The sequence below is a fragment of the Pusillimonas sp. ANT_WB101 genome, assembly GCF_008369125.1.
Taxonomy (GTDB): Bacteria; Pseudomonadota; Gammaproteobacteria; order Burkholderiales; family Burkholderiaceae_B; genus Allopusillimonas.
Map to the genome: position 1 here is coordinate 188,432 of NZ_VOAY01000001.1, position 17,136 is coordinate 205,567.

Below are 17,136 nucleotides of genomic sequence, written 5' to 3' on the forward strand. Positions count from 1 at the left end.
TGTCTTGTTTAACTTCGTGCCACAACACGCGGCATGTGTGTAGCGTTACGGTCGAGCACAATAGGTATAAGCTGCTGCGAAGGTGCAGCAAGAGTGCCCTGGCGGATGAGGAAATCCCCAAATTTTTCGTCTGATTCGCGCTCTGAAGCCCATTTTTCAAACAGCGTATCAAGTGCCTCCAAAATACCCACTTCGTCCATGTTTTCACGGTACAAGGTATTAAGTCGCTCGCCGGTAAAGTCGGCACCCAGTCGCAGGTCGTAGCGTCCGATTGCGCGGCCCACCAATGCAATCTCTCCCAGATAAGGGCGTGAACACCCATTTGGGCAACCTGAAATGCGCAGCACAATGGGCTCATGCAGCAGGCCGTGGCGATCAAGCATGGATTCGAGTTTTGGCAGTAACACGGGCGCATAGCGCTCACTTTCTGCCATGGCCAGGCCGCAAGTGGGCAGGGCGACGCAGGCTATGCTAAAGCGACGTATGCCGCTGTAAGATTTATAACCGTCCAGCCCATAGTCGTGCACCAGGCTGTCGATAGTGTTGCGGTCTTGCGCGTGCACATTGGCAATGACCAGGTTTTGATTACAGGTCATGCGAAACTCGCCCTTGAGTATTTTGGCGATCTCGCGCACCCCTGTTTGTAGCTGGCTTTCTTCAGTGTCCCACAGCCGGCCTGCATCAATATATAGGCCCAGATGCCACTGGCCATCTTCGCCTTGATGCCAGCCGTAGCGATCGCCATTATGCTCGAAGTGATACGGGCGCAGCGCTTGCAACGTAATGCCTGAACGGGCTTCGATCTGCTCTGCAAACCAGTCCAGCCCTTTGCTGTCGATCGTGTACTTAAGACGCGCGTGCTGGCGCTCCACGCGATTGCCGTAGTCGCGCTGTAGCGTGACGACAGCTTCGGCTACTGCTATCACTTGCTCTGGAGGCACAAACCCGATCAGGCTACCCAGGCGCGGGTAGGTGCTTGGATCGCCGTGCGTGGCACCCATGCCGCCACCGATGGTAACGTTAAAGCCTTGCAGCACACCCTTTTCGATAATGGCAATAAGTCCAAGATCCTGCGCAAACACATCAATATCATTAAAGGGGGGCAGGGCGATGCCAATCTTGAATTTGCGCGGTAGGTACGTGTCGCCGTAAATAGGTTCGTGCTCGGGCTCATCGGTAATTTTTTCGCCATCGAGCCATATCTCATGATAGGCGCGGGTGCGCGGAATAAAGTGATCAGAAAGTGCTTGCGCCCATTTCTGTACCAAGGCGTGCTGGTTTGATAGCAAGGGGTTTACCGAGCAAACAACCTGCCTGTTGATGTCGCCGCAGGCCGCTATCGTGGTGGCCATGGTTTTGTTGATGTCTTGCATGGTCGCCTTGAGGCGGCGCTTGATGATGCCATGCCATTGAAACGTCTGGCGTGTCGTAATGCGTAGGCCTCTGGATGCATAAGTGCGTGCTATGTCATCGAAGGCCAGCCACTGCTGCGGGGTGACCACGCCGCCCGGCAGGCGCGCACGGATCATGAACGCGTAGGCTGGCTCAAGTTTTTGTCGACGACGCTCGTCACGGATGTCGCGATCGTCTTGCATATAACTGCCATGAAATTTAAGCAGCTTGGTGTCATCATCGCTGATGGCACCGGTCAGGGGGTTGGCCAGACCATCTTCGATGGTTCCGCGCAGATGCCGGCTTTTTAGCTTGATGTCTTCAAGTGGAGAAAGTGTATTGCTCATTGTGTTCCTGATCAGTAAACGTCACGGGCATAGCGGCCTTGCGCTGCCAGTTGATCCAGCCATGCCTTGGCCTGTTCTGCGTCAAGCCCGCCTTGCGCTTGTGCAATGCTTAGCAGTGTTTGCTGCACATCTTTGGCCATGCGTGTGGCGTCGCCACAAACGTACACATGTGCACCACCCTGTATCCATTCATACAGTTCGCGGGCGTGTTCCTGGAGGCGGTGCTGCACATAGATTTTTTCTGGCTGATCTCGCGAAAAGGCCACGTCTAGCCTGTGCAGGCTGCCTTCTTGCAGGGCGCGCTGCCATTCGGTTTGGTACAAAAAGTCGCTATCGAAGCAGGGGTTGCCAAAGAACAGCCAATTGCGGCCGGTCGCGCCCACCGCACTGCGTTCCTGTATGAATGCGCGAAAGGGGGCAATACCGGTTCCTGGGCCAATCATGATGATGTCGCGTGCAGTATCTGTGGGCAGCCGAAAGCGATCATTTTCTTCAACAAATATGGGTACTGTCTCGCCTTCGCCGAGCTCAGCCAGAAAATGCGAGGCGACGCCCCAGCGCGCTTGATCTTCGCGGGTGTAATGCACATGGGCCAGCGTCAGGTGAACCTCATCGTCAACGGCCTGCCGACTGGATGCAATGGAGTACATGCGCGGGGTTAGCGGGCGCAGCGCGGTGACAAGGTCGTGGGCGGTCCATGCGGCTGGCCAAGTTTGCAGCACATCGATTAATTGCCGGTTTTTCAGCAGGTTGCGCAAGGCCTCGGCATTGCCCGGTTCAAGCAAGGCGCTCAGCTCTGTGCTGCCTGAACGCTGTGCGTGAACTGTCAGAAATGGTCGTGTCAGTACGGTCAGTTCACGGTGATGGCGTAGCCACTCCCCAAGCGGGTGTGTGACGTCGCCCAGCGTGATGGCTTCGTCCTTATCCAAGTCAAGCTGTTTGATGATCTGCTCAACCAGCGTTAGTGACTGTGTGGGCCACACGCCCAGAGCATCACCGGGCTGGTAGCTGATGTGGCTGCCTTCCAGTGAAAGCTCCAGGTGGCGAATGTCTTTTTGGCTGTCTCGCCCTGTGACGCGTTGGTTAAGCAAAAGCTCGGCATGATAGGGATGTTCGCGTGTCGCGACGGCGGTTTTCGGGCGCAGGGCGGTAATGCTGGCTTTGTGAGGTTCAGTCTGGGTGAGCGTTTGTCGCGCCAGTGTGATGGCGGCATCTCGCCAGGGCAAGGCCACGGTGTCGATATCCAGATCAGCCAGCCCGGTTTCATGTAATCGCTGTGCGCCCAGTTGGGTGAGGCGCTGGTCAAGGCTTTGCGCAATGCCACAGAAGAAGGGATAGCTCGAATCACCCAGGCCAAGCACCGCGTATTTGAGTTGGGGCAGTTTGGGTGCACGGCGGCTATTCAAAAATTCGACAAAAGCCAATGCATCATCAGGCGGGTCACCATCGCCTTGCGTGCTCATAACAATGTACAGCAGGCGTTCATCTTTGAGTTCGCGAGCGGCATATCGGTCGGCGCGTACCAGGCGCGCGTCCAGGCCCTGATCGCTCAGGCGTTCTGTCAGCGACTCGGCGACACGTTTGGCATTGCCTGTCTGGCTGCCGTACAGAACGGTCAGCCGCTGGCTCGTTGCGGCTTCGGGCGTGACTGCAACGCTCGTCAGATCCTGGGCTAAGGGCGGAACACGTTGACCTTGTGCAACACCAGCGAAATAGCCGGAGAGCCAGCTGAGCGCACCGGGCTCGAGGCCGTCGGTCAGCTGGGAAATCAGCGTGTGTTTGGATTGAGGAAGATAGGAAGGGGCAAGCATCGGACACTCATAAAGAATAAGTATCTGATCATTCTAGGGATGACACGGGCCAGACGAAACGACTGCTTTATTATTTCTATATAGCGTCTGGCCGTATATTTAGAGAAAATACATAAGAAATTCTAATTATATATATGAATATTATTGATTGTTTGAGGGTGAGTTTTCAGTCTTCGTGATAGTGAGCCCAGCCATCGTCCAGCCACGCCAACAGGGTCTCCAGCTCTGCTTCAGAAAGCCGCCGCGACGCCGGGGCATGACAGGGCAGCTCACGATCATCTGCCAACTGACGCAGTGTTTTGGTGGCCCCGACGGGTGCGACTTCACCATTAATAAACAGTTCACGTTCGCGGTACATCATGCGGGTGCAGCGGTCTAGCGTGATCCGGCCGGTTTTGGGTAAGCCGCCTGTAATGTCAGGGATGTCATCGCCAGGCGCAAAGTAGGCATTCTCGGGCAGATCGGTTAGCCATTGGCCCAAAAAGCGCGAGGCCAACGCGCTGTCGAAGCGTACTTTGCTAATGGCCGCCAGTGTGGCGTCGATCAACGATTGTGGCATGGATGCGGGAGCATCAGTGGCCGCGATGCCACGGTCTTTATAGGTGGCCGATAATTCTGGCCCTTTGATGACGGGGTAGCTATACATGCCCTTTGGGGCTCCCAGGTTAGCCATAATCTGGTCGTTGGCCGCTTCAAGCAAGCCGCAGGCCAGTGTGGCCTGGGTCGGTGCACGACAGCCGATAGAGATAGTCATGGAGTCGCCCAGCGCAACGCCGTCTTGTGCTACATGGGGTGGCAGGTAAAGCATATCGCCGGGCTCGATCACGTACTCTTCGTCGGGCTGGAAATTGGCCAAAATATTGAGAGGCAAACCGGGTTCGAGTGATAGGCCCTTTTGCTGGCTGATGCGCCAACGGCACGTGCCATGCGCTTGCAGCAAGAAAACATCGGCGCTGTCAAAATGCGGGCCCACGCCACCGCCGTCGGTGGCAATGCTAATCGTGGCATCGTCGAGTCTGGCATCTGAAATAAAGCGAAACTGATGCATTAGCGCGGCCGTAGCGTCATCGTGAAGGCTTACATTTTGTGCAAGTAAAGTCCAGCCAGATTGGGTAGCGGCAGGCAGGCGCGAATGTGGGCCTGCCTTCATCTGCCACACGTTCGCTTCACGCCAGACCAGCTGTGACTCGACCTCTTCGCGCCGTACCAGCTTGCGGATGTCAGCAATAGACAGGGTATGCTTGAAATCAGGGATGGCCTGACGGATCAGCAGCGGCTTGCGTTGCCAGTACTTTTGCATGAATTGGCTGGGCGTAATGCCACCCAACAGGGTGAGAGGCTGATTGATATCCATGGCGTGGGCGAATCCAGATTATTTACGGTTGTTCTGCACCGCTTCGTCTTGCAGCTGAAGTGGGCGGATGGGCGGTTGCTTCAACAGGTTAAAGAAACTCGTTGCGTAGCCGGTACAGTACTTCAAGCGCTTCGCGCGGGCTGAGCTGGTCGGGGTCTACATCGCTCAATGCGTCACGCAGGGCGAGGGCGTCGATGCGAGCGTCATCGGCTTCTGGCTCAGAAGGCGATTCGGCAGCGGGTGCCGCAAACAGGTCAAGCTGGGGCGTAGGCGCGCCCTGCGCCTCCAGGCGAGACAACTCACGACTGGCGTGGCGTATGACTGCGGGCGGAATACCTGCACGCTGTGCAACCTGTATGCCATAGCTGCGGCTGGCCGGGCCCGGCTGAACCTCATGCAAAAAGACAATGCCCGCTGAAGACTCGGCCGCTGCCAGATGCACGTTGGCCGCCGCCGGTGATTCAGCGGGCAGTCGTGTAATTTCAAAGTAATGGGTGGCAAATAGTGTGAGCGCCTGGTTATGTGTAAGCAAGCGGTAAGCGATTGACCATGCCAGCGCCAGCCCGTCATAGGTAGACGTGCCGCGCCCGATTTCATCCATTAACACCAGGCTTTGTGGCGTGCTGGCGGCAAGGATGGCGGCGGCTTCGGTCATTTCCATCATGAACGTGGATCGCCCGCCCGCCAAGTCGTCAGCAGCCCCTATACGCGTGAAAATGCGATCTATAAGGCCGATGCGCGCAGCGCGGGCGGGCACAAAGCTGCCCACACGAGCCAGTAGTGCGATGAGCGCAATCTGGCGCATATAGGTTGATTTACCACCCATATTGGGGCCAGTAATTAACAGCATCCGGCGCTGGGGGCCCAGTTCGCAATCGTTGGGTGTGAACTGCTCAATGCTGTGTTCAACCACCGGGTGGCGTCCTGCCTCGATCATGATGTCTGCGCTGTCGACCAACTCGGGTGCTACCCAAATATTGCTGCGTGCATGCTCGGCAAGCGCAGCCAGAGCATCGATGGATGCCAGCGCCGAAGCACACAGCGAAAGAGGCTGGGCATATTCGGCAAACTGTTCAAGCAGGCTCTCGAATAGCCATTTTTCGCGACTAAGGCTGCGGTCTTTGGCGGATAGTACCTTGTCTTCCCAGGTTTTCAGTTCAGGCGTAATGAAACGCTCGGCGTTTTTCAGGGTTTGGCGACGGCGATATTCAGCGGGTACTTTTTCGGCCTGGGCACGCGACACTTCGATGAAAAACCCATGCACGCGGTTGTACTCAACACGCAGTGTGGCTATGCCGGTGCGCTCACGCTCGCGGGCCTCAAGTTCGACCAGGAAGTCGCCGCTATCGCTTGCCAGGCGGCGTAACTCATCAAGTTCTGCATCGTAGCCCGTGGCCACAACACCACCATCGCGTATTAGCAGAGCGGGTTCTTCGGCGATCGATGCTTGGATTAACGCTGTAATAGCGGGGTCGATATCGATGCGTTCAATAAACCCCGCCAATTGCGGTGTAGAAGGAAAGGCCTGTTTCAGATGCTGGCTGAGCTCGGGTAACTGGGCCAGTGCGTCGCGCAGGCTTGCCAGTTCGCGCGGTCGTACGGTGCGCATGGCCATGCGCGTGGCAATGCGTTCAAGATCGGGGCAGCGATCAAGCATGCGGCGCAGTACGTCGAGCGATGGTTCGGCGTTTAGCGCATCACGGTCAGGCGGGGCAGAAAGAAAGGCGGCAATAACCTGTTGGCGCTCACGCGCAGGTTGATTGTCGCGCAGTGGGTGATGCAGCCAGCGCCGCAGCAAGCGGCTGCCCATGGGGGTTTCACAGTGATCCAGCGTGGAAAACAGCGTGGGGCTGGCTTCGCCGCCTATGGTCTCGGTAAGCTCCAGGTTTTTTCGGGTGACGGGGTCCATGACCACGTACTCACCGGCATGATCGACCTGTATCGTGTGAATATGCGTTAGTGACTGTGTTTGCGTGCGGCTGACATAGCGCAGCAGGGCACCCGCTGCACACATGGCTGCAGGCAAATCAGTTAAGCCGAAGCTACCCAGCGTATCGACCGAGAAATGGTTTTGCAGTACGTCGCGTGCGCCATCGGTATCAAAGTGCCAGTCAGGCACGGGGCTGAGGGCAAAGCCGTCGTGTGACGCAGGCCGGACGCTTTCGGCACACACCAGTTCAGCAGGATCAACGCGGTGCAGTTCGGTGTCGAGCATGTCGGGCGTGCATTCACACACGCGGAAGTCGCCGTTTGCCAGATTCATCCAGGCCAGCCCCGCGCGCTCGGTGCGGTTAATGCGGGTAACCCACAGCGCCGCAATGATGCGGTCGGCCTTGGCCGGCAGCAGGGCATCGTCGGTGAGCGTGCCGGGGGTAACAATGCGAACAATTTTGCGCTCAACAGGCCCTTTGCTGGTGGCAGGGTCACCAATTTGTTCACAGATGGCCACTGACACGCCCATCGCAACCAGCTTGGCCAGGTAGCCTTCCATGGAGTGCACTGGCACCCCGGCCATGGGGATAGGCACGCTGTTCGAAGAACCTCGCTTGGTCAGCGTGAGGTTAAGCAGTTTGGCACCGCGCTCGGCGTCTTCGTAAAACATTTCATAGAAGTCACCCATGCGATAAAACAGCAGATGCGGGCCAGCCTCGGCCTTGAGCCTGAGGAATTGCTGCATCATGGGGGTGTGCGCACTGAGATCGGTGTTTGTCATTAAGAAATCAATGAGTTACTTGGGCTGATGGTGGCAGGCTGTAGCAGCCTGCGGGCGTTCAAGGCGTCGTGACGCGCTGGGCACGCAAGTGGTTGGCGTGCGCTTGAATCAACATTGTAGTATGCGGCACTTTTTGCTTGGCTGCAGATCTTTTGGAGTCAAGTAAGCGGCGACATACATGTACCATCCAACTACAATTTTCGAGTAAGTGGATGCTAGTTGTTGTCGGGGGGGGCTACGCCAACAAAACACCGCAGCTAGCACGTATAAGCACCACGTTGCGTGTTGACGGCGTTGTTTGCGAAGTATGCAGAAATTGATCGGGCGGAAATAGGGTTTCCGCCTGACTGGAATACTCGCGCTGGTTGGTGCTAAAGAGAAGCGCGCTAGGTCCAACACGATCATCGACGTCGACGTTTACTAGCTCCCGCTTTCCAGCAGGCCGAAAGTTTCTACGCAACTGCTCGTTAGGTACGCTAAATACCCGCCCACATCACCGCATCACCGCCGCATTCCACTTCCGTATTTGATCAATGCTGGCAGTGACGCCACCGCAGACGACAATCACTATGGTTCCAAACCCTTGCAGGACAGTGGCTTGTTCATAGGCCAGCGCCAGGCTGGCGCCACAAGCAGGTTCGACCAAGATGCGATGGTCGTCGAGAAAGTGTTCGCAGGCATTTAGTGCGGCATGGTCGTTAACAACGGCACTGAGTGTGGGATACGTTTGTGACAGCCTCCAGGCCTGCTCACACACTTGCTCTGCACCCAACGAAGTGGCAATGCTGGTAATGCTGTCTAGCGTTATTCGCTTGCCTTGTTGTATTGATTGTGCCAGAGAGTCGGTCCCAATGGTTTCGGCCGTAATAACGGGTATGTCGCCCCAATTATTGCGGCGCAGCCCTTCAACGACGCCGGCATACAGGCCACCACCGCCCACTGACAGCATGATGGCATCAGGCTTGACGCCTTCGCTGACAAGTTCATCGACCAATGTGGCGTGGCCTTTCCAGAGCAGGGGGTCATCAAATGGGTGAAGGAAAGCATCGTCCTCACCCATTAGCGACAGCGCCAGTGTATTGGCCTCATCCCAGGCTTTGCCGTGCACAATAACCTGCGCATGTTCTGCCTTGATGAGTGACCGTGCGCGTTCAGTTGTTGTTTCGGGCACGACTACCGTAACGGGTATAGACAGGCAGCGTCCTGCGTAGGCCACTGCAATACCGGCATTACCGCCCGATGACGAGATGAAGCGCCGCTTGCCACGCCGTGCATACTCCTGGCATGCAGCGCCGATGCCGCGAATCTTGAACGACCCCGTTGGCTGTAATGCTTCGATCTTGAGCCATATCTGGCTGCCAGTAATGAGACTGAGGGGCCGGGACTCAATCAAGGGGGTGTGAATATGTAAATTCAAGGCTGACTCCTGAAGAACAATCCGATATTACGCTGCTTTGTTGCTGCCCGAGATAAAAGGCCTGTCGTCGTAATGGCGCCGTTTGCTATATTGCGGTAACTACGTAGTTAATACTAAAGGCGGGAGACAATGAGCGAATTTTTATTATGGGACGCAGTGGACCAGCGGCGTGCCATGCTGAACGGCGAAATCGGTGTTCGTGAACTGATCTCGGCGTATATTGCCCGGATCGAGGCGCACGATACAACGATAAACGCCGTTGTCACGCGCACATTCGAAACAGCACTTGAACAGGCCGATGCGGCGGACAAAAAGCGGTTGCGTGGCGAGGCAGATGGAGCACTGTTCGGTCTGGCTGTTGCTCATAAGGATACCCTGCCTACAGCCGGTGTGCGCACCACCTTTGGTTCACCACTATTTGCTGACTCTGTGCCTGCCATCGACCATGCAATCGTTGCCCGCCAAAAGAAGGCGGGGGCCATCTCGCTGGGCAAGACCAATGTGCCCGAGTTCGCGGCAGGGTCGCATACTTACAACCCTGTTTTTGGTGCAACACATAATCCTTACGACACTTCACGTTCGGCAGGTGGCAGCAGTGGTGGGGCGGCAGCGGCGCTCGCCAGTGGCTTTGTTTCGTTGGCCGATGGGACTGACATGGGCGGTTCATTGCGCAACCCTGCCAGTTTCTGCAATGTTGTTGGCCTGCGTCCAACTCCGGGTCGTGTGCCTAATTTTCCGTCCGCCATGCCCTACAACGCGCTGAGCGTGGCAGGCCCAATGGGGCGCTCAGTGCAGGATGTGGGGCTGCTGCTAAGTGCCATTGCGGGTGAACATCCGTATGATCCGCTATCTTTCGGATCTGATTCGGTGTCGTTTACTCACTTGCGCGCGCGTCAATGCAAAGGTCTGCGGGTGGCCGTCAGCCGCACGCTGGGAGGTTTGCCCTTTGAGGCTGCGGTACGCAAGGGGCTCGATGACGGGGTGGCCACCCTGGTCGATATGGGGTGTGTTGTTGATGAGGCCGAGCCTGATCTTAATGGCGCTGATGATGTGTTCGATGTCATGCGCGCGTTGTCGTTTGCAACGGGTTATGGTCCGCTGCGTGCAAGCAATGGCGATCGCATGAAGGAGTCGGTACGCTGGAATATCGATATGGGGCTGGCCCTGACGGGCGAGCAACTAAGCCGTGCCGAACGCGAACGTACGCGCTTGCTGGCTGCGGCGCGTAGTTTTTGGGATACCTACGAATTCTTGGTGGCACCGGTGTCGCAGGTGCTGCCTTTTGCAGTGGGCGAAGATTACCCCCGTAGTATCGATGGGGTACAGATGGAAAATTACATTAGCTGGATGCGTTCAAGTTCGCGTATTACCGTTCTGGGCTTGCCGGCAATATCGCTGCCCTGTAGTTTTACGGATGACGGGCTGCCTGTCGGCATCCAGATTATTGGCCGACCCCGTCAAGAACACGCTCTGCTAAGTTTTGCACTGGCTTTCGAAACGGCCAGGCCAACAGGCAGGCGTCGTCCTTTCTGAAGCACCTGTGGCTGCTTATGCCATTGGGGTGGCAGAGCAGGCCGCAACGCCACGTTGGCCACCCGTCGCTTCAAATAACTGCGGCTACGGCACACTCGCAGTGATCGCAGAAGCATTCCTGCCAGGCCTCACTGGGTGGGTATGCCGACGTTCACTGCGCTTAACAGTCGATTGTTGAACTGCCGTCGGTTCTTCAAGAATCAGGCGATAGCCGCCTGGCGGGCTGGCAGGCAATAACCCTGGCGCGGCAAAATCAGCGCAACACCGCCGGCAACAAACAGGAAAAATGCCGCACTGCCAAACGCAAGCCAGTGTGTGCCAAAGGTTTCATAGCCCCATCCGCCCAACCATGAGCTGATCATGCCGCCCACCTGATGGCCGACATAAGAGGTGCCATACAACACACCTACCAGTTTTACACCGTACACATCGGCCAAAATGGCCGAAGACAGCGCGACGCTTCCGGCCCAGACAATGCCGCCAACCGCTGCAACCGTATACAGTTGCCACTGTGTGCCGGCAATCAGCAAGCCGAGAAAGCCCAGACCCCGAACGAAGTAAATGGTGGAAAGTATGTGCTTTCTGGGCAAAATGTCGGAGATTCTGCCTAGTATCAGGGTACTGAAAATGGCGACCAGGCCAATCAGGCCGATGCCCAGCGAGCTTGTGGTGGCATCAAAGCCGTGGTCAATAAGCATAGGTACGCCGTGCGTGCCGAGCAAGTTCATGCTATAGCCACAGGCAAACAAACCCAGCGTGATTTTCCAGAAGGGGCGTGTAACCAGCGCCTCACGCAACTTCAGGCTGGGCGCTGCGGCCCGGCTTGTGGCCGATGAGGCCCCGCTAGTTGCTCCGCTCTGACGGCTAGGCGGCAGGTCGGCATTTTCTGGTGCATTTTCACGCACGACAAATACCGTAGTGGGTATGGCAATTAACGCGAAAACGGCGGCATACCCCATAAGCGTAGATTGCCAGCCAAACATGCCAATCGACCAGGTAAACAGCGGGGTGACGACAGCAATGCCTGCCATTGAGCCCGTGGATAGAAAAAACAAGGCCATGCCTCGTTGTCTTACAAACCAACGGCTCAGTATTGGGGTCAATGCCACCGGGCTGACAAAGGCCAGCCCGATTGAAAGAAATATGCCAAAAGCCATAAAAAAGCTTAAGGGGGTATGGGCATTGACTGTCCAGATGGCGCTGGCCACCACGATAATGGTGCCCAGCAACAGCACGGATCGTGTGCCGATACGTGCGACCAGATAGCCTGCTAACGGCATGGCAAGCCCATAAAACAGCATACCAATGGCGATAATGCCGGAAAGCAGGCTGCGGCTAAAACCCAGGCTTTCTATCATGGGCAGAAAGAAGGGCCCGATGCCCATGCGCAGACCGACTGTAAGTAGCGTGAGTGTTGCCGCTGCTGCGACGATGTTCCAGCCAAAATACCACTGTCTTGCGCTACTGGCGTTACTCAAGGTGTTCTCCTGCCCTGTTCGGCTGCCGTGCCTCGCGGCACCAAAAAATACTGTCTGGAAACGGATCAGGCGCCTGCGATTCTGAATCGCAGACGCCTGTTTTTATGCTGAATGCTACCTTATTACTTTACTACATTACTAAATTACCCGTACAGCTATAGACGCAAAAGTACTTAGCCGCATGCGCCTATAGCCCCGCAGGCCGTGCAGAATTCGCAGCCATCTTTTTTGTAGGTTTAAGCGTAAAGTTAAACTTCTCTGCCTGTTTCAGCACAGGCCACTAACGGATCCAACATTGTTATTCGTGCGGGCACCCATCTCCGATGCCATTTTGGGCGGATATCTTTTGGAACCATTTTTGCTTTTTGAACAAGTCAACCGCTTGTCGTTTTCGTCCCTGATAACAATGGACGATGGTGGGACGCTAGCAGGCTGCAAGGAAGTCCATTGCCACGGTTTCAAACGAAGCAAATGATTCCTCGAAAGTTGGCCGGTTCGTATCATACACGAGAGGTATTAGGTGTTTAGAGTACTGTTTCAGCAGTTCTCCATTTGTTTTAGCGACGTTCAGAGTACGCTTAAGAACGCTAACAGGGTCGGAGTCAAACTCGGGGTTCTGACCGTGGAATTCGTTTTGGTCGCTCTGCACCAGCTGTGGAAAAATGCTTCGTGCGCTGGCTAGTGAGTCTCTCGAATGCTCAAAGATGCGCGCAACGTCGTAGACGTGGCGAACCAATGTAGGGTCAATGTCCCCCTTGATTTGGTGGCCGTCCCATTTGTATGCATAGCGGCGCAACAATGACAGCACCTTCTCGGCGGCAGTCTCGGCAACGGAGACGCAATCAATAGCAACCGTCGAAGTCGCTTGTAGGCCTGCAAGTGTCTCGTAGAGGTAGCCAAATTCACGCCGCTCCAGCGGCAGTAATGGTTGTCTTTGAATAAGCTCAAGCTTGAGTTCGGGACGAAGGCTTGGAAATTCTGAGTAGGTGGATTTATATCTGGCCCCGACGACATAGTACCGATGCGCATCTCGGATGCTAGGGTTAAGCTCTCCGTTCAGGTACTCGAGAGGCGGAAAACCCAGACCGTTTAAGAGCGATGGAATGTGCTCATGTAGCGACTTGAGCCGCACCCGGTCTCCCCGGCCTTTCTTTAAAGGACTTTTGGTGGCTGACAATACTACCTTGATGTCAATGTCTTCAGACATTCGGTTGATTAGACCGTGGGCCTTAGATAGGCATGTACCGCCCGCGAAGATGAGCCGAATACCCTCATCATGGCGGGTATGCTCGGCTCGACGCGGGTCGATATCGCTAAAGTGGTTGTGGTGAACCTGGAGTTTGCTCAATTTCTTGAGCAACTCAGTTATGTGGATGTCTTTTTCAGCAGTCTGTACCGGCAGTCCTCGTAGAAGGCCTTCTGCTGCCAGGTCTTCAAGCGCTTGCTTCTGGGCGGCTGTAATTATTCTCATATACGACCGAGCGGCCTCCAACTGCAATCTTTCTACTGATGCGGCGTTGCCCAGTGTTAGCCACGAATGTTCCCGGCAGCTGTGTTGTCTGACCTGAGTTGTATGCGGCAGCTGCGCTTCCAGCACTGACTGAAATACCTAGTTTTCTGAGAGTTTCAGCGGCAAGTGTTTCTAAACTACCTGCAGGGATAGTCGAGCCCGTGAATGAGCTTTTGCGGGTCTTGGCATACACCCCCGTCCCGATACGAACTAGTACACCCTTGCTTTGGAGTTCTTTGAGGGCCCAAGAAACCTGGGAAGGACTGCCCATCTTAGCGACATCCGCCCTAAGAATAATGTTGCCAGTTCGCTGCTTGATGGACCGCAGCATTCGTTCTTGCAGTCTCATAGTAATATTTCCTTTTTTGAGCTATTTAAGTATATGGTAACTTGCTCTTTTATATCAATATTAATGATTATATAACAACTACTTATGCCTTCAAGATTTGCCGGTGTTCCGGCAAGGTTTGAATTTCATTCAGGGTTTATTAACCCCTTTTTTGTCGACACGTACGTTTACTCGCTTGTCGAAATCTGCTGCTGGAACAAGAGAGCAAGCTAATTGGCACGCCGTGTCGATGACCTTCTCTCAGCAGATATTTTGCAGGAGTTTCCAGCCATAGACGCAAAAGTACCTAGCCGCATGCGCCTATAGCCCCGCAGGCCGTGCAGAATTCGCAGCCATCTTTTTTGATGACGGCGAGGTTGCCGCATTCGGCGCAACGCTTTCCGTTCATGGGGGTGGTTTCAAGCGCAAGCCGGCCTTGTCTGGGGTCTTCAGCCACCACACCCATGGCGTTTACGGGCATGCCTTCTTCGGTAAGAATGCCCAGCATGGCGTAGCGGTGGATAACAAGCTGTGCAATATAGGCAACCGTAGAGGGGTAGTTGGCTTGTTTCTCGCTGCCGGGCACTCGCGCCAGAAAGTCGCCGCGCGGCTCGGCGTAGTTGAGCAGCTTGCGCAACTTCATGGCGATCCAGGCCGGGTCGATAACGCGCATGTCCAGGCTAAGCAGCTTGCACAACCCATCGAGTGCGCGCGGGTGTGCGCCGGTTAGCCACATGCTGTAGGGGCGACGGCTGCCGTCGGGCATTTGCAGTTCTTTCAGCATGAGCACAAAGTCGTCGTCGGTCGCCGGGTTGCGCACGTCTGCCACCCAGGCCAGGGTGCCGTCGGTACCGGTCTTGGGCTCGCGCGGCGCAAACAGGGCATTTAGAACAGGTGAGGGGTCATTGGCGCGGGGTTCGAGTGCGCCTAGGCTGTGGTAACGCCATTCAACCAGACGTGCCAGGGCCGCGGTGGCACTCGGTACGGCTACCGGTTCGCCTTCTGGCGGCATGGGCATTTTAAAACCGTCGCCATAGGCACTGGCCAGCACGGAAAGCTTTTTGCGCAGCCAGCCACGGTCGTTGGCACGCATATCGCTTGACAGTGTTTTTGCGATGGCATCCAGCCCGCGCGGGGGTTGGCCACCCAGCACCCAGACTTCGAACGGCACCTGGTCTTGATCGGCCACCACAATGGCAAATTCACCTTGGGGCGTGGCAATGGTTTCGCTGACCCATCCTGACGCGCCAGCGGGCAGGCTGGGCCGTGAGGGCCAGCGCAGCGATGCCAGGGGCGGTGACATGGCGACTTCGGTGAGCACGATACGTTTGTCTTGTTCGGACAATGTAATGGGTTTGGGTGCCAGAGCGCCGGGGTCGGCAGTGGTAGAAAGCACGGCGCCCAGAATAGTGTTGGGCCTATAGGTGGTGATGCCCTTCAAACCTTTATGCCAGGCTTGTGTATAAAGATTTTTGAAGTCTTCATAAGGGTAATCGACGGGTACGTTGACGGTTTTGGAAATGGCGGCATCCACGTAGGGTGCGACGGCCGCCACCATGAGCATATGATTAATGGCTGAAATATTGAGTGCTGATACAAATGCTTCAGGCAGGTTGTCAACATCGCCATCCATAGCGCGATAGACGCGGTAGGCATGATCTTCGACGGTGTAATCTTTTTTGCTGCCGTCATGCATGCGTTTGGTGCGCGTATAGGCCCACGAAAAAGGTGGTTCTATTCCGTTGGAAGCATTGTCGGCAAATGCCAGTGAAATCGTACCTGTGGGTGCGATGGATGTAAGGTGCGAGTTGCGGATGCCATGTTCGCGGATGGCAGTCTTCAGTGCCTCGGGCAGGCGCGAAGCGAAGCCGCTGGCCAGGTATTTTTCGGCATCAAACAGCGGGAAGGGGCCGCGCTCTTTGGCCAGCTCAACCGACGCCTCGTAGGCTGCGTCGCGTAGCTCACGAGCCATACGGGCTGCCAGCTCGCGCCCTTGCTCGGAGTCATAACGTATACCTAACATGATCAGGGCATCTCCCAGCCCTGTAAAGCCCAGGCCGAGACGACGCTTGGCATCGGCCTCGCGCTTTTGCTCGACCAGCGGCCAGTTTGTGACGGTGAGTACGTTGTCGAGCATGCGCACGGCCAGCCGTGCTGCTTTAGTCATGCTGTCGTAGTCAAAGCTGGCTTTGTCGGTAAATGGGTTGTTGACGTAGACGGCAAGGTTAAGGCTACCCAGGCAGCAGCACCCATGGTCAGGCAGGGGTTGTTCTCCGCAAGGGTTGGTTGACTCGATACGCTCGCAATAGTCGAGGTTGTTGTCGGCGTTGATACGGTCCATGTAAAGCACGCCGGGCTCGGCCGCGGCATAGGTGCTTTGCATGATGAGATCCCACACTTCACGTGCACTTACGCTGCGATAAACCCACAAGCCGTCGTCACGCAGGTATGCACCCTGCTTTTTCAGATCTTCATTGGGTTCGGCGACGTGCACCAGTTCGAAGTGGCTGTCGGCTTCGACAGCATTCATGAAAGCGTCGGTAACGCCGACGGAAACATTAAAATTGTTGAGCTGGCCGCGCTCTTGCTTGGCAACGATGAACTCGGTAATGTCAGGGTGCGTAACATCAAGCACCGCCATTTGTGCGCCGCGCCGGGCACCGGCCGATTCAACGGTTTCGCATGAACGGTCAAAAACCCGCATGTAAGAAATAGGGCCAGAAGCACTGCTGCCCGTGCCTTTAACCAGCGCGCCCTTGGGGCGTATGGCAGAAAAGTTGTAACCCACGCCGCCGCCACGACGCATGGTTTCGGCGGCCTGGGCCAGTGCCGTATAAATGCCTGGTTTGCCGTTGTCATCTTCGGTGATGGAATCGCCCACCGGCTGTACAAAACAGTTGATCAGCGTGCTGTGCAATTGTGTGCCCGCCGCGCTGTTGATGCGACCGGCAGGTATAAACCCATGCCGCATGGCCCACAAAAACTCTTCCGTATAAATTTTTCGCTGTTTGGCCGGTTCTGCTTCGGCAAGCGCGGCGGCAACACGTGCGCGTACTTCGTCAATGGTAGTTTCGCCGTTTTTGGCGTATTTTTCGATCAAGACTTCGATGGAAATGTCTTGCGGCTGAGCCAGTGAAATGGCTATGTTTTCAAACTGTTGCATGGCTGGTGGGCTCCTGGGGCCCGGTGGCGCGTGCGTGATGCAGCACGCCAGTGTTCGGGGCGCTATGGTTAGGTGCTCAATCATACGAAT

At 55.9% G+C, this 17,136-nt stretch carries 10 protein-coding genes; 1 reads left to right on the forward strand and 9 read right to left on the reverse strand.

The annotated features are described in order from the left end of the window. Nucleotides 1-8 precede the first annotated feature (8 nt). The 5 genes from cysI to FQ179_RS00920 all read right to left on the reverse strand — a co-directional run bounded on the left by cysI (nt 9) and on the right by FQ179_RS00920 (nt 9,034). Nucleotides 9-1,739, reverse strand: coding sequence for an assimilatory sulfite reductase (NADPH) hemoprotein subunit (cysI, locus tag FQ179_RS00900; RefSeq protein WP_149395400.1), 1,731 nt, complete (start codon nt 1,737-1,739; stop codon nt 9-11). A gap of 11 nt (nt 1,740-1,750) precedes the next feature. Then, complete coding sequence (locus FQ179_RS00905) at nt 1,751-3,550, reverse strand: assimilatory sulfite reductase (NADPH) flavoprotein subunit (RefSeq protein WP_149395401.1); 1,800 nt, start codon at nt 3,548-3,550, stop codon at nt 1,751-1,753. A 166-nt stretch (nt 3,551-3,716) separates the two neighbouring features. Continuing rightward, a complete protein-coding gene (locus FQ179_RS00910) occupies nt 3,717-4,904 on the reverse strand; it encodes a cupin domain-containing protein (RefSeq protein WP_149395402.1) in 1,188 nt (395 codons plus the stop codon). 88 nt (nt 4,905-4,992) lie between these two features. After that, nucleotides 4,993-7,617: a DNA mismatch repair protein MutS gene (gene mutS, locus FQ179_RS00915; protein WP_255474779.1), complete on the reverse strand. Its 2,625-nt coding sequence runs from the start codon at nt 7,615-7,617 to the stop codon at nt 4,993-4,995. A gap of 493 nt (nt 7,618-8,110) precedes the next feature. Next, on the reverse strand, nt 8,111-9,034 hold the full coding sequence (locus FQ179_RS00920) for a pyridoxal-phosphate dependent enzyme (protein ID WP_149395403.1): 924 nt from the start codon (nt 9,032-9,034) through the stop codon (nt 8,111-8,113). A gap of 129 nt (nt 9,035-9,163) precedes the next feature. On the opposite strand from FQ179_RS00920, the gene FQ179_RS00925 reads away from it, so the two are divergent. Beyond that, nucleotides 9,164-10,567 (forward strand): amidase, encoded by a 1,404-nt coding sequence (locus FQ179_RS00925; protein ID WP_149395404.1) that lies wholly within the window; start codon nt 9,164-9,166, stop codon nt 10,565-10,567. A gap of 200 nt (nt 10,568-10,767) precedes the next feature. Here FQ179_RS00925 and FQ179_RS00930 read toward each other — a convergent pair whose 3' ends face one another. The 4 genes from FQ179_RS00930 to FQ179_RS00945 form a co-directional block, all read right to left on the reverse strand. Then, nucleotides 10,768-12,045: an MFS transporter gene (locus FQ179_RS00930; RefSeq protein ID WP_255474780.1), complete on the reverse strand. Its 1,278-nt coding sequence runs from the start codon at nt 12,043-12,045 to the stop codon at nt 10,768-10,770. Nucleotides 12,046-12,469: 424 nt separating this feature from the next. Then, the gene (locus FQ179_RS00935; RefSeq protein ID WP_149395405.1) at nt 12,470-13,516 is read right to left on the reverse strand and encodes a nucleotidyl transferase AbiEii/AbiGii toxin family protein; all 1,047 of its coding nucleotides are present in this window, start codon (nt 13,514-13,516) and stop codon (nt 12,470-12,472) included. Continuing rightward, entirely contained in the window at nt 13,479-13,904 is a 426-nt protein-coding gene (locus FQ179_RS00940; RefSeq protein WP_149395406.1) for a DUF6088 family protein, read from the reverse strand. Before FQ179_RS00940 ends, FQ179_RS00935 begins: the two co-directional genes overlap by 38 nt. Before the next feature lie 286 nt (nt 13,905-14,190). Further along, nucleotides 14,191-17,046, reverse strand: coding sequence for an adenosylcobalamin-dependent ribonucleoside-diphosphate reductase (locus FQ179_RS00945; RefSeq protein ID WP_149395407.1), 2,856 nt, complete (start codon nt 17,044-17,046; stop codon nt 14,191-14,193). Nucleotides 17,047-17,136: the final 90 nt, after the last annotated feature.